The organism is Dactylosporangium maewongense (genome assembly GCF_039531485.1).
GTDB classification, from domain to species: Bacteria; Actinomycetota; Actinomycetes; order Mycobacteriales; family Micromonosporaceae; genus Dactylosporangium; species Dactylosporangium maewongense.
The window spans coordinates 275,825-293,545 of the sequence record NZ_BAAAQD010000006.1 but is presented as its reverse complement, the minus strand read 5'-3'; the positions used below and the strand labels follow the sequence as shown (position 1 = coordinate 293,545).

Here is a 17,721-nt window from a genome sequence, read left to right as displayed (position 1 = left end):
CCTGTACCGCTAAGCCCGCCGCAGCCGGTGCAGCACGTGCGGGGCCAGCGGGTGGTCCGGCGCCAGGCTCGGGTGCAGGAAGTCGTCCGCCGGGTCGCGGGTCATCCCGATCCGCCGCATCACCGCCTGCGAGGGCTCGTTGGTCCGCGTGGTGATGGAGACGATCTCGTCCATGCCGGCGCCGCCGGACGGGTCGGCGACGGGGCGGAACGCGAAGTCCCGCGCCGCCACCGCCGCCTCCGTCGCGTAGCCGCGCCCCCACGCGTGCCGGGCCAGCCGCCACCCGATCTCCAGGGCCGGCGTGAAGTGCGCCGGAAACCGCTGCCACGCCAGCCCGACGAACCCGACGAAGCCACCGGCCTCGGCCGCGTCGACGGCCCACAGCCCGTAGCCGTGCTCGTCGAACGCGGCCTCGATCCGGTCGGCGAACTCGTCGCTCTCGGCCCGGGTCAGCGGCCGCGGGAAGAACCGCATGACCTCAGGGTCGGCGTTGAGCGCCGCGAACGGCACCCGGTCCTCGTCGTGCCAGCGGCGCAGCACCAGCCGTGCGGTTGTCATCACCCTGCTACTGAGTACGCGATTCCCGGGCCACCTTCAACCCCCACAGGACCAGCGGCACCTGCAGCGGCAGCCGGCCGTAGGCGATCGCGCGGCGGGCCGGCGGCGCCATGCGCCAGTCGACCGCCATCTTCACGTTGGCCGGGAACACCGCCGCGAAGAAGCCGGCGGCGGCGAGCCCGGCCGCCCGGCGGGTGCGCGGGTGGGCGAGCCCCGCCGCGAGCGCGAGCTCCGCGACCCCGCTCACGTACGTGTAGGTCCGCGGCGACCCGGGCAGCGACCGCGGCACGATCCGGTCGTAGGGCTCCGGATTCAGCAGGTGCGTGACCCCGGCCGCGGCAAGAAGCCCGGCGAGCGCGTACGCGGACCTGCGCGCCGCGACCGAGGACCGACTCACGTGAGCCGGACGATCATCTTGCCCAGGTTCTCGCCGCGGAGCATGCCGAGGAACCCGTCGACGGCGTGGTCGATCCCGTCGACGAACGTCTCCGCGACCTTCACCTTGCCCTCGCGCAGCCAGCCGGACATCTCGTCGACGAACTCCTGCCGCCGCCCCCAGTGATCCAGCACCAGGAACCCCTGCATGGTGATCCGCTTGCTGATCAGCAGCGTCAGGTTGCGGATGCCGGTCGCGTCGGGGTTGTTGTACTGCGAGATCGCGCCGCAGATCGCGACCCGGCCGTGCAGGTTCATCCGGAAGAGCGCCGCCTCCAGCTGCTCGCCGCCGACGTTGTCGAAGAAGACGTCGATGCCGTCGGGCGTCAGCTGCTTCAGCTGGGTGCGGATCGAGCCGTCCTTGTAGTTGAACGCGGCGTCGAAGCCGAGGTCGTCGACGAGGTAGCGCACCTTCTCCGCCGACCCCGCGGACCCGATCACCAGCCGCGCCCCCCGCAGCCGCGCGATCTGCCCGACCAGCGTGCCGACGGCTCCCGCGGCACCGGAGACGAAGACCGTCTCGTCGGGCCGCATCCTCGCGACGTCGAGGAGTCCGGCGTACGCCGTGAGCCCCGGCATGCCGAGCACGCCCAGGTACGCCGAGGCGGGCGCGATCGCGGTGTCCACGACCCGCGTGTGCTTCGCGTCGAGCAGCGCGTGCTCGCGCCAGCCGAGCCCGTGCAGCACGCTGTCACCGACGGCGACGTCTGGGCTCTCCGAGGCGATGACGGTGCCGACCGCGCCGCCGTCGAGGGCCGCGTCGACCTGGAACGGTGCCACGTAGGACGGCACGTCGTTCATCCGGCCGCGCATCGCGGGGTCGACCGACATGACGTCGTTGCGCACGAGCACCTGGCCGGGACCGGGCGCGGGCAGCTCCTCGGTGACGAGGCGGAAGTCCTCGGGCGTCGGGAAGCCGGTCGGCCGGGCGGCGAGCTGCCACACCTTGCTGCTGGTCGTCATGCGAGCTCCAGCTTGACGTCGATGTTGCCGCGGGTCGCGTTGGAATACGGGCAGACCTGGTGCGCCGCCTCGACCAGCTGCCACGCGGCGTCCCGCTCGACGCCGGGCAGGGTGACGGTCAGGGTGACGTCGAGCCCGAAGCCGCCGTTGCCGTTGGGTCCGATGCCGACCCGGGCGTTGACCTCGCTGCCGTCGACGGACGCCTTGGCGCGGCGGGCGACGACCCGCAGCGCGCTGTGGAAGCAGGCCGCATAGCCGGCCGCGAACAGCTGCTCGGGGTTGGTCGCGCCGCCGGCGCCACCCATCTCCTTCGGCACCGCGACGTCCACGTCGATGATGCCGTCGGTGCTGGTGACGTGGCCGTCGCGGCCGTCGCCGGTGGCGGTGACCTCAGCGGTGTACAGGACTGCCATCAGGAGGGCCTCCTTGCAGGTCGGTGAGCGCGCCGGTGAGGCGCACCAGGGTTTCGCGGAGCTCGTCGAGCTCGTCGATGCCGAGCCCGCCCTCGCAGACGAGCCTGCCCGGGACGTCCCGGGCCCGCTCGCGCAGCGCGGCGCCGGCCGCGGTGAGCTGGATGGTGACGGACCGCTCGTCGTCGGCGCGGCGTGCCCGCGTGACGAGGCCGGCCGCCTCCAGGCGCTTGAGCAGCGGCGACAGGGTGCTGGAGTCGAGCCGCAGGGCGGCGCCGATCTCCTTGACGGTCCGCTGGTCCTGCTCCCAGAGCACGAGTAGGACCAGGTACTGCGGGTACGTGATGCCCAGCTCGTCGAGCAGTGGCCGGTATCGCGCGGTGACGGCCCGCGAGGCCGTGTACAGCGCGAAGCAGACCTGCTGGTCGAGTGCCAGAACATCCCTCACGTCCAGAACGGTAGCACGCGATTAAGTCGTGCACGACTTAAGTGACCCATTGACACTTTTGTTTGTCCGGGGCAAAGTTCTGACAGAAGCAACGGAAGGTGCGTTCGGCGCGCTCCTCCCTCCCCGCGATCGCGACGGTCCCGCACAGGCCCGCGATCCATCCGGAAGGAGCACGTCCTGTGCGTATACCTGTTCGGAAACTGATCGCGGCCGCCGCCGTCGCGGCCCTCCTCGCCGCGGGTGGTGCGGCCACCCCCGCGTCCGCAGCCCCGGCGTACAAGGTCCTCGTCTTCTCCAAGACGGCAGGCTTCCGCCACAGCTCGATCCCCAACGGCATCGCCGCCGTCCAGGCCCTCGGCAGCGCGAACAACTTCGCCGTCGACGCGACCGAGGACGCCGCCGCGTTCACGACCGCGAACCTGGCCCAGTACAAGGCGGTCGTGTGGCTGTCGACCACCGGTGACGTGCTCGACGCCACCCAGCAGGCCGCGTTCGAGTCCTACATCCGCGCCGGCGGCGGCTACGTCGGCGTGCACGCCGCGGCCGACACCGAGTACGCCTGGCCCTGGTACGGCAACCTCGTCGGCGCCTGGTTCGCCTCGCACCCGGCGCAGCAGCAGGCGACGATCAGGGTCGAGGACCGCTCGCACGCGGCCACGGCGCACCTGCCGCAGACCTGGACCCGCACCGACGAGTGGTACAACTACCAGACCAACCCCCGCAGCACCGCCAAGGTCCTCATGAGCCTCGACGAGGGCAGCTACAGCGGCGGGTCGATGGCCGGCGACCACCCCATCTCGTGGTGCAAGCAGTTCGACGGCGGCCGCAGCTGGTACACCGGACTCGGCCACACCGAGGCGTCCTACACCGAGGCGAACTTCACCGCCCACCTCCTCGGCGGCATCAAGTGGGCCGCGGGGCAGGTCCAGGCGGACTGCCGCCCCGAGACCGGCTACCAGGCGCTGTTCGACGGCAGCCAGGCGAGCCTCAACCAGTGGCGGCAGGCCGGCCCCGGCGGGTTCACGCTCGCCGACGGCACGCTCACCTCGTTCGGCGGCATGGGGCTGCTCTGGTACCCGGTGAGCCAGTTCTCCAACTACTCGCTGAAGGTCGACTGGCAGATGCCCGGCGACGACAACGGCGGCGTCTTCATCGGCTTCCCCGACCCCAACGGTGACCCGTGGGGCCCGGTCAACGCCGGCCACGAGATCCAGATCGACGCGACCGACGCCGACCCGTCCCGCACCACCGGCAGCGTCTACAGCTTCAAGGCCCCCGACGCCGCCCTGCGCGCCGCCGCCCTCAACCCGCCCGGGCAGTGGAACACCTACGAGGTCGGCGTGCACGGCCAGCGGGTCGAGATCTGGCTCAACGGCGTGAAGATCAACGACTACACGAGCACCCGGGCGATCCAGTCCGGCTACATCGGCGTGCAGAACGACGGCGCCGGCGCCGACATCTTCTACCGCAACATCCGCATCAAGACCGACGGCAGCCAGCCGGCCACCGACATCGCCCGCGGCAAGACCGCGACCGCGTCGTCGGTCGAGCCCAACAGCACGCTCGTCGCGGCGAACGCGGTCGACGGCAACAGCACGACCCGCTGGGGCAGCGTCCACGCCGACCCGCAGTGGCTGCAGGTCGACCTCGGCGCCTCGTACAACCTCAACCGGGTCCGGATCAACTGGGAGGCCGCCTACGCGAAGGCGTACCAGATCCAGACCTCTCCGGACGGGTCCACCTGGACCAACGTCTACTCCACGAGCAGCGGCGACGGCGGCGTGGACGACGTCACCCTCACCGGCACGGGCCGCTACGTCCGCGTGAACCAGACCCAGCGCGGCACGCAGTGGGGCTACTCGATCTGGGATCTCAGCGTGTACGGCACGCCGGCCGGCACCGGTCCGCAGTCGCTGTGCCGCAACTGCCCGGTGACGGTGTCGTCCGTCGAGTCCGGCAGCCCACACGCCGGCGCCAACGCCGTCGACGGCAACACCGCGACCCGCTGGGGCAGCGCCTACAGCGACCCGCAGTGGATCCGGCTCGACCTCGGCGCCACCCGCACGATCACGCGGGTGCGGCTCAACTGGGAGACGGCCTACGGCAAGGCGTACCAGATCCAGACCTCGCCGGACGGCAACACCTGGACGAACATCTACACCACGACGACCGGCGACGGCGGCATCGACGACGTGACCGTCAACGGCTCCGGCCGCTACCTGCGGGTCAACGGCACCCAGCGCGGCACGCAGTGGGGCTACTCGCTGTGGGAGCTGGAGGCCTTCGGCTCCTGACCCGCCATACTTCGAAGATGCGCGATTCGGTGCGGTGGTCCGCGGTGGTCTCCTCGGCCACCGCACCGGTCCTGCTCATCGGCGGGTGGAGCGTCGCCGCGGCGCTCCAGCCTTCCTTCGACCCGCTCCGCGACACGATCAGCGCCCTGGCCGGCCTCGGCGCCACCGACCGGTGGGTGATGACGGTGGCGCTGCTCGGGGTCGGGATCTGCCACGTCGTCACCGCCCACGGCCTGCGCCCCGTCGCCACGCAGGCCCGGGTCATGCTCGCCGCGGGCGGGGCCGCCACGGTCCTGGTGGCCGCTTTCCCGCTGCCGCGGGCCGGCTCGTCGGGCGCGCACCAGGCAGCGGCGACCATCGCGTTCGCCTGCCTGGCCATCTGGCCGGCCCTGAGCCGCGTCCCGCTCGCGCGGGTGGCCACCGGGGTGCTGGTCACGCTCGTCGTGCTGTTCTCGATCGCCCTCGCCGCCGGTGTACTGGTAGGGCTCGCCGAACGGTTGGCCGCCGGCGCCCAGGCGCTCTGGCCGCTCGCGGCCGTGCTCCTCCTCCGCCGCCGGCGTGTGACGGTCAGCGGGCCTGTGTGATCAGGTCGGCGGCCTTCTCCGCGATCATGTAGACCGGTGCCATGGTGTGGCCCCGGTTGATGACGGGCATCACCGAGGCGTCCACCACCCGCAGGCCGGTCAGCCCGCGCACCCGCAGCGACGGGTCGACGACCGCGTCGTCGCCGGTGCCCATCCGGCAGGTGCCGACCGGGTGGTACAGGGTCTCGGAGTGCCGGCGGATCGAGCCGGCGACGCCGTCGTCGTCCAGGACGCCCGCGTACGGCTCCATCGGCTCGCCGACGTACGGCTTGAGCGCCGCGGACCTCGCGAGGCGTTCGGCGACCCGTACACCCCACACCATCCGCCGCAGGTCGGCCTCCTCGCTGAGGTAGCCGGGCTCGATCACCGGCGGCTCGGCGGCCGTCGGCCCGCTGATCCCGACGGTGCCGCGGCTGCGCGGCTGCAGGAGCACCACCCCGATCGTCAGCCCGTGCGCCGGCGGCGGCACCATCCCGTGCTCGACGAACGGCACCGGCGCGAAGATCAGCTCGATCTCCGGCGGGATCCCGGGGTCGGGCGCGACGAACGCGACCGCCTCCGCGACGTTCGACGACAGCATCCCGGTGCGGCCGAGCAGGTATCTGGCGACGCTGCCGAGCGACTCGGCGGCGAACATCGTGATCGGCTCGGGACAGTGCGCGACCACTCCCGCCGACAGGTGGTCCTGCAGGTTGGCGCCGACGCCGGGCAGCTCGTGCACCGGCTCGACCCCGGCGGCCCGCAGCGCGTCTGGATCGCCGATGCCCGACAGCTGCAGGATCTGCGGCGTGTTCACCGCGCCCGCGCAGAGCAGCACCTCCTTCTTGGCCGTCACCTCGCGGACGGCCCCGGCCGCGTCCTTGTACGCGACGCCGACGACCCGGCGCCGCTGCTGCTGTTGTCTTGCCGCCGCCCCGCTCAGCCGCAGCCGGTCGACCGTCGCACCGGTGCGCACGGTCAGATTGGGCCGCTTCAGGACGGGCCGCAGGTATGCGTCGGCGGCGCTGAACCGGGCTCCGCGGTGCTGGGTGACGGGCGTGGGGGAGCAGCCACTGTTGTCGGGCCCGTTGAGGTCGGCCGTCGCAGGGATCCCCTCGGCGACGCACGCCTCCAGGAACGCGGCGGTGATCCGGCTCGGGCTGCGCAGCTCCCGAATCCACAGTGGACCGTCCGCGCCGAGCGAGCCTCGCTCCCCGACGCGCCGCTCCACCTTCTGGAAGTACGGCAGCACCTCGGCGTAGGACCAGCCGTCGACCCCCCACCCGTCGTAGTCGGCGGCACAGCCACGGATCCACATCTGCGCGTTGATCGACGTCGACCCACCGAGCGTCCGCCCACGCGGAAGCCCCCGGAAGCGCGAATCAAGGGAACAGCGTCGATCGCATGCCGTTGAAGCATCGCCCGGGGCGGAAGAATCGATCGGGGAACCTGACATGGGGTGGCAGGAATGGGGGTCAGGATGGGGGCATGACTGGATTTGCCACGCTCATCATGGTGAGCATCGATTGTGCCGAGCCGCCGGTGCTGGCGGAGTTCTACAGCGAGATGCTCGGGTGGGAGGTGACGCACACGCAGGCGGAGTACGCGATGGTCAGCGACGGGAAGACGTCGATCGGGTTCGGGCAGATCGGGAGCTACGAGAAGCCGACGTGGCCCGAGGGGCCGGTGCCGAAGCAGTTCCACCTGGACTTCTACGTCGACGATCTCGCGGATGCCGAGGAGCGGGCGGTGAAGCTCGGGGCCACCAGGGCCGAGTTCCAGCCGGCGCCGGAGCGGTACCTGGTGCTCATCGACCCCGCGGGGCACCCGTTCTGCGCCTGCCTGCGGTCGTAGCGCGCGACGGTCAGCGGGTCAGGGTCGAGGACGAGACCGACGGGGGGCGGGCGCCGAGGAAGTAGATGCCGGGGAAACCCTGCGTCTCGAAGCCGGCGCTCGGGTTCTTGCGCAGCGTGGAGCTCTCGATGGACATCGTGCCGGAGCGGTCGTTGCTGACGAAGAAGACGGCGCCGCCGCCCTCGTTGGCCTTGTTCTGCTCGACGAGGGTGCCGGCGAGGCGGACGGTGAACTGGTTGCCGTCGCAGTAGATGGCGCCGCCGCTGCCGCCGCCGGGGGTGCCGGGGCGGGCGGGGTTGGCGCCCTTGCCGACGGCTGAGTTGTAGGACAGGACGCTGTTGAGGACGACCCAGGACACGCCGATGCTGCTCAGGGCGCCGCCGTTCGCGCAGACGCCGCCCTGGCCGGCGGCGCCGCCGAAGGTGCTGCTCACGATGTAGACGGGCTGGTTGTGGTACTGGCTGAGCACCCGGATCGCGGCGCCGCCGAGGTCCGGGCCGGTCTGGTCGCAGCGGTTGCGGACGAAGCGGGCGTTGACGACCTTGAACCGGCCGCCGCGGACGAAGATCGCGCCGCCTCCGCCGCCCTCCGTGGTGTCGCCGGTGGAGTTGCCGTCGGCGAAGGTCAGGTTCTGCACGGTCAGCGACGGGTGGTCCTGGTCCTGGCAGTGCGAGGTGGTCCAGCCCTGGTTCTTGTCGCACGTGTTCATGTAGAGGATGCGCCGCTTGCCCTCGCCGCTGAGGGTGACCTTGCCGCCGCCGTCGAGCACGATCTTCGCGCCCTGCACGTTCTTGATCTTCGCGGTGGCCTTCATCGTGATCGTGACGGGCTGCGGGCCGCAGTTGAACGTGATGACCCCGCCGGCGCCGACCGCCGACACGACCGCCTCGGACGTGCAGCTCGCGGGGGTGCCGTTGCCGATGACGCGGGTGGGTATCGACGTGTCGGCGGCGCGGGCCTCCGCCGGGACCGTGGCCCGGCCGTTCGGATTGCCGTTCGCCTGCGGCGGCGGCGGCGCGGCGGAGGTGCTGCTGGGTGCGCTTGACGTCGCCGGTACCGACGACGCCGCCGCGACCGGGGAAGAAGGCGAGGGCGAAGCGGGAGCGGCGACATTGCGGGGCGACCCGCCGCACCCGGCGAGGGCGAGAACGACCGTCGTCAGTGCCGCTGCCAGGGCGCGTCGTCGCATCCGGCGATCCTACTCAGCCGAGACCGCGCTCCCAGTCCACGGCGGCGGCCTCCAGGGCCTGCGGGTCGAGGTCGAGCGTGATCGGGTAGTCGTACGTGCGCATCCGCTCCTCGCCGAGCCAGGGCGGCGCCGCGGCCAGGGAGAACCCGACCGTGACCCGCGGCTGGAGATGGTCGTGCTCCTCGAGCGTGAAGGTCAGGCCCGGCGACGCGAACGCCAGCCGGTCCGGCAGCTCCAGCCGCCCCTTCGCGGCCCGCAGGAGCCACTGGCCGAGCCCCGCCGCCTCCGCCTCGGTCAGGCAGGCGTCGCGGAAGGTCCACGCCCGCCCGTCGCCGGCGTCGACGACCCCCTCGACGACGACCAGCTCGCCGGTGCGGTCCGCCACGCTGAGCGCGACGGCGACACCGCCGGGTCCTTCCAGCAGCATGCGATCAGCATCGCAAAGCGGGGCGCGCCGGCGCACCGGACGTTCGGGCGGACCGCAGGCCCGCTACGGTGGCGAAATGACGACGCGACCACGACTGGCGGAGCTGCTGGACATGGCGCCGCACCCGGAGGGCGGCTGGTTCCGGGAGACCTGGCGCTCGCCGGTGGCGTTCTCGCCGGAGGGGTACGACGGGCCGCGCAACGCGGCGACCGCGATCTACTTCCTGCTGCACCCGGGTGAGGAGTCGGCGTGGCACGTGGTCCGCTCCGACGAGCTGTGGTTCTGGCACTCGGGCGGCCCCCTCGCGCTGCGGCTGGGCGGCTCCGGCGAAGCGCCCGGCGAGGGCCCGACCACGCTCCTGGGCGGTGATGTCGCGGCGGGGCAGCGCCCGCAGGTGCTGATCCCCGCCGGCGTCTGGCAGGCCGCCGCCCCGACCGGCACCGAGCCGGTCCTGGTCAGCTGTGTCGTCGCCCCGGGCTTCGACTTCGCCGACTTCCGCCTGCACGACAAGGCCTGACGGTCCACATCGGACTGTGCTGGTGTCCGATGTGGACCGTCCCGGCGTCAGGCGACCCGGCGGGCGAAGCTGAACGCGTAGACCGGCGAGAGTTTCACGCCGCCGCGTTCGGTGGAGGCGTGCACCATCCGGCCGCCGCCGACGTAGATGCCGACGTGCCCGGAGGCCGGGAACACCAGGTCGCCGGGGCGCAGCTCGCCTCGCCCGACCGGCCGGCCGACCCTGGCGAGCCCTCCGGTCTGGTGCGGCAGCGAGATGCCGATCCGCTGGAACGCGGCGGCGACGAGGCCCGAGCAGTCGAACCGGTCGGGGCCGGCTGACCCGAACCCGTAGCCCTTGCCGACCTGGGCGAGCGCGAACCCGACCACCCCGCCGCCGGCCGCCGGCGCCCAGCTGGGGGGCGCCCACGTGGAGGCGGCAGTGGCCCTCGGGGGGCGACGGGTCACCGGCGGGCGCTGCCGGCCCGGTCCGGTGCGCGGCGCGGTCGAAGCCCGGGTCCGCGGTGCCGGCCGGCTCCGGCTGGCCGGCCGCTGCCGGGTGACCGCCCCCGCGACGGTCACCGCCTCGGCCCGCGCCGTCGCGGAAGACCCTGCGGCGGCGTCAGCGGCGGCCTGCGCCGCGGCGGCCTGCTGGGCGAGCCGCGCCCGCTGGGCGTCCCGGCTCGCGGCACGCACCTCGCGGAGCTCGGCGCGGGCATCGGTCGTGCCGCCCTCGTAGTACCAGACAGACCTGACACCGACCGGTGGCATCGTCGTGCTGATCCGTGCGGCCGGCGACGTGTCGGCTGGGGCGCCGTGGGCCGGCGCGCTCCCGGCCACCCCGCACAGCACCACGCAGAGCGCGGTGCCGAGGTTGATGCGCAATGTGCGTGCCGTCCTGCGGGGACGGCGTAACGGATGTGTGGACAGTGCGACTCCCCGCTCGGCCCGGGGCTCTCCTGCGCTCTCCGGCTGCCCTGCCGTCACGGAGTCGTCACGGTCGGGCGGTGCCTCCCAGCGGTCGGAACCGCCAGGACGCGTGTGCCGGAAACCCGGGCAATGATGGTTGCCAGTGCCACATTCCCACAGATCACGAAGAAGTCTGGCATTTTGCGCAAATTGCCATTGGCGCGCGCTTTTCCGCTCGTGCCGACGGGAAATACCGCGAATCGATCAAGCTTCCGGCTCGGAGACGTCGGCGACCGCCGCCCCCAGCGCCTCGATCGCGGCACCGGCGTCGACGGCCAGCGCCACGCCGTGCCGGCCGGCGCCGAGCGTGATCTCCCGCCCGAGGATCCGCTCGTCGGCGACCACCGGCCAGGCCGTCGACGAGCCGAACGGCGTGATCGTCCCGCGCTCGTAACCGGTTGCGTCGCGGGCGGTCGCGGCGTCCGGCATCGACAGCCGGTTGACGCCGAGGAGGGCGCGCAGCTTCGGCCACGAGATGACCCGGTCGCCGGGCACCAGCACGAACCGGTAGTCCCCGTCGCCGACCCGCACCACGATCGTCTTCACGACGTCCGGCACCTCGACCCCGCGCGCCGCCGCGGCCTCGGCGAGGCTGCGCACCGGACCGTGCTCGACGATCCGGAACGCGATTCCACTCGCCTCTGCCGCCGCGACGGCTGGATTCTCGGCCATGCTCGCCACGGTACCGCCGGAGCTACGCCACCAGCGGCCGCACCCGCTCCGCCACGAACCGCATGAACCCCTCCGGATCCGGGTCGTCGGGCGTCGGCTGGAGGACCACGGTGTCGGCGCCGGCGTCCGCCCACCGCGCGACGGCGTCGGCGACGGCGTGCGCGTCCCCGGCGACGGTCACGTCCTGCCCGTCGTGGTAGCCCCAGCGCACCCGCTCCGCAGCCATCCGCGCCTCGGCGTCGTCGCCGGTCGCGGCGTGCAGGTAGACGACGACGGGGTGCGGATCCGTGCGGCCCGCCGCCTGCCGCCCCTCGTCGATGCGCTGCCGCGCCGCCCGGACCGCTTCGACGCCGGTGCCGCCGGTGAGGATCGTGCCGTCGGCGAGCTCCCCGGCGAGCCGCAGCGTGCGCTGCCCGGTGGCGCCCACGTAGACGGGCGCACCGGAAGGCGGCCAGTCGAGCGCGACGCCGTCGAGGTGGACGTACCGGCCGTCGACGGTGATCCGCTCACCGGCGAGCAGACCGCGCAGCGCCGTCACGTACTCGCGCAGCAGCGTGATCGGCGACTCGGCCCGCGCGCCGACCTGCGCCATCCAGTCCTGCACGCCGTGCCCGACGCCGATGATGGCCCGGCCCGGGAACAGCCGGTACAGCGTCGCCAGCTCCATCGCGGTCACCGCCACGTTGCGGAACGGCACGGGCAGCAGCCCCACCGCGATCCGCACCCGCTCCGACCAGGCGAGCGCCGCCGCGGCGGTCGCGACCCCGCTCTCCAGGAAACAGTCCTCCCACAACCACAGCTCTTCCAGGCCGCTCTCGTCGGCGGCACGGACCACGGACCGCAGCCGCTCCGGCGGAAGCTGCGGCACGAACACGGCACCCAGCGTCGTCATGCGGACAATGCTGCCAGGATCGCCCGCACCCTGGCGGCCCGTCCGGCGGCGGTGCGCAGCTTCACCAGGTTGAGGATCAGCCCGTACCGTTCGGTCGCCGGCAACGCGTCGAACCGCGCCTTCGCCCGCTCGTCGCCGCCCAGCGCCTCGGCGAGGTCGGGCGGCACGGTGGCGTTGCGCTGCGACGGGTACGCCGCGGCCCACCGCCCGTCGGCCCGCGCCCTCTCGACCTCGGCCAGCCCGGCGGGCCGCATCCTGCCGGCCGCCTTCAACGCCTCGACCTTCGCCACGTTGACCTGCGACCAGGTGCTGCGGGGGCGGCGCGGCACGTACCGCTGCAGGAAGTGCCGATCGTCGAAGCTCTTGCGCTGCCCGTCGATCCACCCGAAGCACAGCGCCACGTCCAGGGCCTCCTGCACGGAGATGCTGGTGATCCCGCTGCCCTTCTTGCCGACGAGGATCCAGATCTCGCCATCTTGGCCGTGGTACGACTCGAGCCACCGCTCGAACGCCGCCGTGTCGGCGAACAGGACCGGTTCCATCAGGCCATCTCCAGGTAGTGCCGGTTGTGCATGATCGCGACGATGTTGCCGAACGGGTCGGTGACCGCGGCGGTGACGAAGCCCGGCCCGCGCTCGGTGACCGGATGCAGCGGCGCCGCCCCCAGCGCGAGCAGCCGTTGCAGGGTCCCGTCGAGGTCGTCGACGTGCCAGTACATGAACGCGCCCGCGGGCGTGCCGGTGTCGTGCGGCGCGTACCGGCTGTCGACGATGCCGAACTCGGCCTGCCGGTCGCCGACGCGGAACTCGGCGTAGCCGGGCCGCTCGAAGTACGGCTCGACGCCGAACAGCTCCGCGTACCACCGCTTGGCCGCGTCATGGTCCTCGGCGAACACGTTCAACGTCGCGAAACCCCGGAATGTCGTCATGTGAAGCACGCTATCGGGCATTGCGGAAAGATACGTTCCGCAATGTCTGACAGACTTGGCCGATGCTGGAGACCTCGGCGCGGCTGCTGCGGCTGCTGTCGCTGCTGCAGAGCCGGCGGGACTGGTCGGGCGCGGCCCTCGCCGAGCGGCTCGCCGTCACCACCCGCACCGTGCGCAACGACATCGAGCGGCTGCGCAGCCTCGGGTACCACATCGACTCCAGCACCGGGATCACCGGCGGCTACCGGCTCGGGGCGGGTGCCGCGACGCCGCCGCTGCTGCTCGACGACGAGGAGGCCGTCGCGGTCGCGGTCGGGCTGCGCGCGGCGGCCGCCGGGTCCGTCACCGGGCTGGAGGACCCGGCGCTGCGGGCGCTGATCAAGCTCGAGCAGACGCTGCCGCCGCGGCTGCGCCGCCGGGTCGACGCGCTGCGGTCCGCGACGGTCTCCGCGGCCGGCGGCGGGCCGACGGTCGACGCGTCGCTGCTCACCGCGCTCGCCGCGGCGACCCGGGATCACGAGCGGATCAGCTTCGACTACAAGGACCGGCGTCGCCGCGCGGAGCCGCACCGGCTCGTCTACACCGGCCGGCGCTGGTACCTGCTCGCGTGGGACCTCGACCGCGCGGACTGGCGCACGTTCCGGGCGGACCTCGTGGCGCTGCACCCGCCGACGGGCGTCCGGTTCGAGCCCCGCGACCCGCCCGGCGGCGACGCCGTCGCCCACGTGATGCGAGGGGTGTCGTCGGCGGCGTGGCGGGTGCCGGCCCGGGTGCGGGTGCACGCGCCGATCGCGGCGGTGACGGCGCGCCTGGCGTCGACGGCCGGGGTGCTGACCCCGACCGGCGAGGCCACCTGCGAGCTGGAGACCGGCGCCGACAAGCTCATGGACCTGGCCGGGTTCCTGGGCACGATCGGCTTCCCCTTCACCGTGCTCGACCCGCCGGAGCTGCGCGACCTGCTCCGCGACCTCGCCGCCCGCTATCAGGCGGCTTTATAGCCGCCGTTCAGCTTCATAGCCGCCGTTCAGCTTCATAGCCGCCGTTCAGCTTCATAGCCGCCGTTCAGCTTCATAGCCGCCGTTCAGCTTCATAGCCGCCGTTCAGTGGACGGCCGTCGTGGACCGTTCGATCAGGCGGGTCGGGAGGATCACGCGCCGGGCGGGGCCGTCGTCGCCCTCCAGGCGGGCGAGCAACAGGCGCGCCGCGTGCCGGCCCATCTCCTCCGGGTCGTGCGCGACCACCGTCACCCCGAGCACGTCACCGAGGTCCAGCTCGTCGAAGCCGATCAGCGCCTTGTCCCGGTTGCCGCTCGCGCGCAACGCCCGCAGCGCACCCGTCGTGATCCGGTTGTTGGTGGTGAACACGGCCGTCGGCGCCGGGTCGCGGGCGAGCAGCGAGTGCACGGCACGCTCGGCCTTGTCGACATCGTGCGCGTCCTCCAGGAGGTAGTCGCGCCAGCCGGTGATCCCGGCGGCCTCCATCGCCTCCGCGAACCCCTCGACCCGGTCCTGGTGCGTGGTGAGCCGCGACAGGTCCCCGACGATGCCGATCCGCCGGTGCCCGCGCTCCAGGGGGTGCTCGGCGGCGCTCTTCGCCCCGCCCCGGTTGTCGAGCAGCACCGCGTCCGCGGTCAGGTCCACCGGCGGCCGGTCCACGAACACGAACGGGCTCCCGTGCCGCCGCTCAGCCGCCAGATGCCCGTGCTCCGCCATCGTCGAGACGACGACGAGCCCCCTGACCCTGCGCTCCAGCAGCGAGTCCGTCAGCCGCCGCTCCCACTCCGGATTCTCGTCGGTGCTGGCGGTGATCAGCTGCAGCCCGTGCATGCGCAGCTCCCGCTCCAGCCCGCTGGCGAGCCGCGAGTAGAACGGGTTCGCCAGGTCCCCGCTCAGCAGCCCCACCAGCGTCGAGGTGTTGCCGCCGCGCCGCAGCTCCCGGGCGGTCCGGTTCAGCCGGTACCCCAGCTCGTCCGCCGCGTTCTGCACCCGCGCCTTGGTCTCGACCGCGACATACCCCTCGCCGCTCAACGCCCGCGACGCCGTCTTGACCGACACACCCGACAACGCCGCCACCTGTGCGAGGCTCGGCCGGCTACTCATCGCTGGATTATGGCAGCCTTCCGCCGCCCGCTCGCACACTGTTGCCGTCGCCGCCTACCGTGACGCTCATGGCGCACGAGCTGTGGGCGAAGGGCGACGCCTACGAGGCGTACGTGGGCCGCTGGAGCCGCCCCGTCGCCGCCCGCTTCCTGACCTGGCTGGCCGTCCCACCCGGCCGCCGCTGGCTCGACGCCGGCTGCGGCACCGGCGCCCTCACCGGCACCATCCTCACCACCGCCAGCCCCGCACAGCTCACCGGCCTCGACCCGTCGACCGCCTTCCTCACAACAGCCTCGTCCCGCCTCACACCCCCGCCCGCCACCAGGACGACAAGTCCAGACCCGGCCGCGCCGCGGTCCGGTTCGGTCGCCGGCGCGGACCTGGGCCTTGCCGGTTCGAGCACCGCCTCGGGGGCGGGTCCGGAGGTCGATTTGGGCACGGGCACGGTTTCAGGCGCTGCCTTGAATTCTGCTGGCTCAGGGCCCGGTGGGGGTTCGAACACTGCCCTGGGCCCTGCCGGCGCGGGGGCGCGACCGGGCGTTGCCTCAAGCGCCGGCGCGGGTCCGGAGGCGGCCTTTGGTCCTCCCGGCGCGGGGTCGGGTTCGAGGGCTGTCTCGGGCGTCGGCGCGGGCGTCGCCCCAGGTGCGCGGTTCGTCGCGGGGGACGCTCAAGCGCTGCCGCTGGCGGACGCGGCCGTCGACGTCGTCGTCAGCGGCCTCGCCCTCAACTTCGTGCCGTCGCCCGCGGCGGCCGTCGCCGAGTTCGCCAGGGTGACAGCGCCTGGCGGGACCGTCGCGGCGTACGTCTGGGACTACGCCGACGGCATGGCCATGATGCGCTACTTCTGGGAAGCCGCCGCGACCCTCGACCCGGCCGCCGCCGAGCTCGACGAGGGCCGCCGCATGTCCATCTGCTCCCCGGCCGCCCTCAGCACCCTGTGGTCCGCCGCCGGCCTGACCGCCGTCACGACCCGCCCGATCGACACCACCGCGGTCTTCGCCGACTTCGACGACTACTGGACCCCGTTCCTCGGCGGCACCGGCCCGGCACCCAGCTACGTCGCCTCCCTCCCCAGCGACCACCGCGACGCCCTGCGCGATCTGCTCCGCACCCGCCTCCCGCACACCGCCGACGGTTCGATCCCCCTCCTGGCCCGCGCTCTGGCCATCCGCGGCACCACCACCTGAAACCCCCGCCCACGGCAGCTTCACCGGCCCCGGCGCGCGGACAGCCACCGCGTCACCCCCCACGCTCTACGGCACCACCGTCTGACAGAAGCCTTCATCAACACGGCAGACGAACCCATCAAGGCCGATGCTTCGCCCGGCGGTGATGGCGGCAACCGTCGAACCCAGCGGACGGTCGCTCTGCGCAGGTCGTGGCGTACCGACGCCGCCGACGCCAGACCGAGGGCTGGTCAGGACGTGTGTAAGCGCCATTCGGTGAGGAGGGTGGTCTCCTGGTCGGCGGTGAGGCGCTCGGACGGGGGTGGGAGCGGGTCGAGCAGGGCCGACTCGTAGGTTTCGCGGATCGTCTGGCGCAGCGGGCGGGGGGACAGGCCCGCCGCGAACGCCGCCGACGGGTCCGCGGCGTCCAGGGCCGCCTCGGCGTCGAACGGGTGCCACAGCGGCAGTCGCTCCTCGTCGATGCCGCGCGTACGGAGGAAGTCGGCGTCGACCCAGGTCAGCGTCGTCCCGGGCGGCCCGACCTCGGCGAGCATCGCCTCCAGCAGCTGCTCGAACGAGAACGGCGGGGCGGGGCTCACCGCATGGAACACGCCGCCGCCGGGGCGGTCCAGCAGGCGGATCGTCCAGTCGGCCATGTCGCGGGCGTCGATGACCTGGATCGCCGCGTCCCGCGGGCCGGGCGCGAGGATCTCGCCGCCGCGGGCGACCCGCTCGACCCACCACGTGAACCGCGACAGGTGGTCGTGCGGGCCCACCACGTACGTCGGCCGGATGATCACCGTCGAAGTCCCGAACCGCTCCTCGGCGACGCGCTCGCACGCGGCCTTCAGCGGCCCGTAGGTCTCGTTGGTGATCTCCTCGACGGTCGGGTCGTCGAGCTTGAGCAGCGGCGAGTCCTCGGCGAACCCGGGCCCCGCGGGCACGTCGTAGACCGACACGCTGGAGATGTACACGTAGCGCCCGCCGTGCTCCCCGATCGCGTCGGCGAGCCCGTGCACCTGCCGCGGCAGATAGGCACTGACGTCGATCGTCGCGTCCCAGCCCTCGTGCCCCGCGAAGAGCCCGTCGGGCAGCGCGTTGCGGTCGGCGTGCAGATGGGTGGCCGCCGGGAAGAGGTCGGCGCCGGTCTGCCCCCGGTGCAGGAGCGTGACGTCATGACCCGCCGCGAGCGCGGCCTCGGTGATGTGCCGCCCCACGAACCTGGTGCCCCCGACGATCAGGATCCGCATGCCCCCCAGCTTAGTGGCGCATCCCGACCCCGTTCGCCACCGTCACCATGAGGTCGCAATCCCTGCACATTCCGTCAACACCAACGAATCCTCCAGCTTTGGTTGCGAG

The 17,721-nt window shown here is 72.9% G+C and carries 21 protein-coding genes; 6 read left to right on the top strand and 15 right to left on the bottom strand.

Features of this window, described 5'->3' with window-relative positions; translation table 11 throughout:
- Window positions 1-9 precede the first annotated feature (9 nt).
- The 5 genes from ABD332_RS17835 to ABD332_RS17815 are packed head-to-tail and all read right to left on the bottom strand — an operon-like array spanning window position 10 to window position 2,814.
- Complete coding sequence (locus ABD332_RS17835; RefSeq protein ID WP_344503059.1) at window positions 10-558, bottom strand: GNAT family N-acetyltransferase; 549 nt, start codon at window positions 556-558, stop codon at window positions 10-12.
- Between the two features lie 7 nt (window positions 559-565).
- Window positions 566-955 carry a DoxX family protein gene (locus ABD332_RS17830; protein WP_344503058.1) on the bottom strand — a complete coding sequence of 130 codons (390 nt, stop codon included), beginning with the start codon at window positions 953-955 and terminating at the stop codon, window positions 566-568.
- On the bottom strand, window positions 952-1,956 hold the full coding sequence (locus ABD332_RS17825) for an NADP-dependent oxidoreductase (RefSeq protein WP_344503057.1): 1,005 nt from the start codon (window positions 1,954-1,956) through the stop codon (window positions 952-954). Before ABD332_RS17825 ends, ABD332_RS17830 begins: the two co-directional genes overlap by 4 nt.
- Window positions 1,953-2,369: an organic hydroperoxide resistance protein gene (locus ABD332_RS17820; protein ID WP_344503056.1), complete on the bottom strand. Its 417-nt coding sequence runs from the start codon at window positions 2,367-2,369 to the stop codon at window positions 1,953-1,955. Before ABD332_RS17820 ends, ABD332_RS17825 begins: the two co-directional genes overlap by 4 nt.
- Window positions 2,347-2,814, bottom strand: coding sequence for a MarR family winged helix-turn-helix transcriptional regulator (locus ABD332_RS17815; protein WP_344503054.1), 468 nt, complete (start codon window positions 2,812-2,814; stop codon window positions 2,347-2,349). The genes ABD332_RS17820 and ABD332_RS17815 overlap by 23 nt, the downstream gene beginning before the upstream one ends.
- A 179-nt stretch (window positions 2,815-2,993) precedes the next feature.
- On the opposite strand from ABD332_RS17815, the gene ABD332_RS17810 reads away from it, so the two are divergent.
- Both ABD332_RS17810 and ABD332_RS17805 read left to right on the top strand, forming a co-directional pair.
- Complete coding sequence (locus ABD332_RS17810; RefSeq protein WP_344503052.1) at window positions 2,994-5,108, top strand: ThuA domain-containing protein; 2,115 nt, start codon at window positions 2,994-2,996, stop codon at window positions 5,106-5,108.
- 17 nt (window positions 5,109-5,125) lie between these two features.
- Window positions 5,126-5,692, top strand: coding sequence for a DUF998 domain-containing protein (locus ABD332_RS17805; RefSeq protein WP_344503051.1), 567 nt, complete (start codon window positions 5,126-5,128; stop codon window positions 5,690-5,692).
- Here the strand turns inward: ABD332_RS17805 and ABD332_RS17800 are convergent.
- Complete coding sequence (locus tag ABD332_RS17800) at window positions 5,676-7,127, bottom strand: GMC family oxidoreductase (RefSeq protein WP_344503050.1); 1,452 nt, start codon at window positions 7,125-7,127, stop codon at window positions 5,676-5,678. The two genes, ABD332_RS17805 and ABD332_RS17800, sit on opposite strands and share 17 nt — an antisense overlap.
- A 32-nt stretch (window positions 7,128-7,159) precedes the next feature.
- On the opposite strand from ABD332_RS17800, the gene ABD332_RS17795 reads away from it, so the two are divergent.
- Window positions 7,160-7,525 (top strand): VOC family protein, encoded by a 366-nt coding sequence (locus tag ABD332_RS17795; RefSeq protein WP_344503049.1) that lies wholly within the window; start codon window positions 7,160-7,162, stop codon window positions 7,523-7,525.
- Between the two features lie 10 nt (window positions 7,526-7,535).
- Here ABD332_RS17795 and ABD332_RS17790 read toward each other — a convergent pair whose 3' ends face one another.
- Together ABD332_RS17790 and ABD332_RS17785 are read right to left on the bottom strand one after the other, a co-directional pair.
- Window positions 7,536-8,714 carry a hypothetical protein gene (locus ABD332_RS17790; protein ID WP_344503048.1) on the bottom strand — a complete coding sequence of 393 codons (1,179 nt, stop codon included), beginning with the start codon at window positions 8,712-8,714 and terminating at the stop codon, window positions 7,536-7,538.
- A gap of 13 nt (window positions 8,715-8,727) precedes the next feature.
- Window positions 8,728-9,141 (bottom strand): WapI family immunity protein, encoded by a 414-nt coding sequence (locus ABD332_RS17785; RefSeq protein ID WP_344503047.1) that lies wholly within the window; start codon window positions 9,139-9,141, stop codon window positions 8,728-8,730.
- Between the two features lie 76 nt (window positions 9,142-9,217).
- Between ABD332_RS17785 and ABD332_RS17780 the strand changes: the two genes are divergently transcribed.
- Window positions 9,218-9,658 carry a cupin domain-containing protein gene (locus ABD332_RS17780; protein ID WP_344503046.1) on the top strand — a complete coding sequence of 147 codons (441 nt, stop codon included), beginning with the start codon at window positions 9,218-9,220 and terminating at the stop codon, window positions 9,656-9,658.
- 47 nt (window positions 9,659-9,705) lie between these two features.
- Here the strand turns inward: ABD332_RS17780 and ABD332_RS17775 are convergent, their stop codons facing one another.
- From ABD332_RS17775 to ABD332_RS17755, 5 genes are all read right to left on the bottom strand, one after another.
- Window positions 9,706-10,521, bottom strand: coding sequence for a C40 family peptidase (locus tag ABD332_RS17775; RefSeq protein WP_344503045.1), 816 nt, complete (start codon window positions 10,519-10,521; stop codon window positions 9,706-9,708).
- Window positions 10,522-10,809: 288 nt separating this feature from the next.
- Window positions 10,810-11,277 carry an aminoacyl-tRNA deacylase gene (locus ABD332_RS17770; protein WP_344503044.1) on the bottom strand — a complete coding sequence of 156 codons (468 nt, stop codon included), beginning with the start codon at window positions 11,275-11,277 and terminating at the stop codon, window positions 10,810-10,812.
- A 22-nt stretch (window positions 11,278-11,299) separates the two neighbouring features.
- Entirely contained in the window at window positions 11,300-12,169 is an 870-nt protein-coding gene (locus ABD332_RS17765) for an LLM class flavin-dependent oxidoreductase (RefSeq protein WP_344503042.1), read from the bottom strand.
- Window positions 12,166-12,711 carry a YdeI/OmpD-associated family protein gene (locus tag ABD332_RS17760; RefSeq protein WP_344503041.1) on the bottom strand — a complete coding sequence of 182 codons (546 nt, stop codon included), beginning with the start codon at window positions 12,709-12,711 and terminating at the stop codon, window positions 12,166-12,168. The genes ABD332_RS17765 and ABD332_RS17760 overlap by 4 nt, the downstream gene beginning before the upstream one ends.
- A complete protein-coding gene (locus ABD332_RS17755; protein WP_344503040.1) occupies window positions 12,711-13,097 on the bottom strand; it encodes a VOC family protein in 387 nt (128 codons plus the stop codon). Before ABD332_RS17755 ends, ABD332_RS17760 begins: the two co-directional genes overlap by 1 nt.
- 62 nt (window positions 13,098-13,159) lie before the next feature.
- Between ABD332_RS17755 and ABD332_RS17750 the strand changes: the two genes are divergently transcribed.
- The gene (locus ABD332_RS17750) at window positions 13,160-14,095 is read left to right on the top strand and encodes a helix-turn-helix transcriptional regulator (protein WP_344503039.1); all 936 of its coding nucleotides are present in this window, start codon (window positions 13,160-13,162) and stop codon (window positions 14,093-14,095) included.
- Between the two features lie 102 nt (window positions 14,096-14,197).
- On the opposite strand, the gene ABD332_RS17745 is transcribed toward ABD332_RS17750, so the two are convergent.
- A complete protein-coding gene (locus ABD332_RS17745; RefSeq protein WP_344503038.1) occupies window positions 14,198-15,196 on the bottom strand; it encodes a LacI family DNA-binding transcriptional regulator in 999 nt (332 codons plus the stop codon).
- A gap of 68 nt (window positions 15,197-15,264) precedes the next feature.
- On the opposite strand from ABD332_RS17745, the gene ABD332_RS17740 reads away from it, so the two are divergent.
- Window positions 15,265-16,383, top strand: coding sequence for a methyltransferase domain-containing protein (locus ABD332_RS17740; RefSeq protein WP_344503037.1), 1,119 nt, complete (start codon window positions 15,265-15,267; stop codon window positions 16,381-16,383).
- Between the two features lie 230 nt (window positions 16,384-16,613).
- Here the strand turns inward: ABD332_RS17740 and ABD332_RS17735 are convergent, their stop codons facing one another.
- Entirely contained in the window at window positions 16,614-17,612 is a 999-nt protein-coding gene (locus ABD332_RS17735; protein WP_344503036.1) for an NAD-dependent epimerase/dehydratase family protein, read from the bottom strand.
- Window positions 17,613-17,721: the final 109 nt, after the last annotated feature.

Coding starts and splice junctions, on each gene's coding strand:
- ABD332_RS17835 (WP_344503059.1), bottom strand. CDS start 558: ATGACAACCGCACGGCTGGTGCTGCGCCGCTGGCACGACGAGGACCGG.
- ABD332_RS17825 (WP_344503057.1), bottom strand. CDS start 1,956: ATGACGACCAGCAGCAAGGTGTGGCAGCTCGCCGCCCGGCCGACCGGC.
- ABD332_RS17820 (WP_344503056.1), bottom strand. CDS start 2,369: ATGGCAGTCCTGTACACCGCTGAGGTCACCGCCACCGGCGACGGCCGC.
- ABD332_RS17805 (WP_344503051.1), top strand. CDS start 5,126: ATGCGCGATTCGGTGCGGTGGTCCGCGGTGGTCTCCTCGGCCACCGCA.
- ABD332_RS17800 (WP_344503050.1), bottom strand. CDS start 7,127: ATGTCAGGTTCCCCGATCGATTCTTCCGCCCCGGGCGATGCTTCAACG.
- ABD332_RS17795 (WP_344503049.1), top strand. CDS start 7,160: ATGACTGGATTTGCCACGCTCATCATGGTGAGCATCGATTGTGCCGAG.
- ABD332_RS17790 (WP_344503048.1), bottom strand. CDS start 8,714: ATGCGACGACGCGCCCTGGCAGCGGCACTGACGACGGTCGTTCTCGCC.
- ABD332_RS17785 (WP_344503047.1), bottom strand. CDS start 9,141: ATGCTGCTGGAAGGACCCGGCGGTGTCGCCGTCGCGCTCAGCGTGGCG.
- ABD332_RS17780 (WP_344503046.1), top strand. CDS start 9,218: ATGACGACGCGACCACGACTGGCGGAGCTGCTGGACATGGCGCCGCAC.
- ABD332_RS17770 (WP_344503044.1), bottom strand. CDS start 11,277: ATGGCCGAGAATCCAGCCGTCGCGGCGGCAGAGGCGAGTGGAATCGCG.
- ABD332_RS17765 (WP_344503042.1), bottom strand. CDS start 12,169: ATGACGACGCTGGGTGCCGTGTTCGTGCCGCAGCTTCCGCCGGAGCGG.
- ABD332_RS17760 (WP_344503041.1), bottom strand. CDS start 12,711: ATGGAACCGGTCCTGTTCGCCGACACGGCGGCGTTCGAGCGGTGGCTC.
- ABD332_RS17755 (WP_344503040.1), bottom strand. CDS start 13,097: ATGACGACATTCCGGGGTTTCGCGACGTTGAACGTGTTCGCCGAGGAC.
- ABD332_RS17750 (WP_344503039.1), top strand. CDS start 13,160: ATGCTGGAGACCTCGGCGCGGCTGCTGCGGCTGCTGTCGCTGCTGCAG.
- ABD332_RS17745 (WP_344503038.1), bottom strand. CDS start 15,196: ATGAGTAGCCGGCCGAGCCTCGCACAGGTGGCGGCGTTGTCGGGTGTG.
- ABD332_RS17740 (WP_344503037.1), top strand. CDS start 15,265: ATGGCGCACGAGCTGTGGGCGAAGGGCGACGCCTACGAGGCGTACGTG.
- ABD332_RS17735 (WP_344503036.1), bottom strand. CDS start 17,612: ATGCGGATCCTGATCGTCGGGGGCACCAGGTTCGTGGGGCGGCACATC.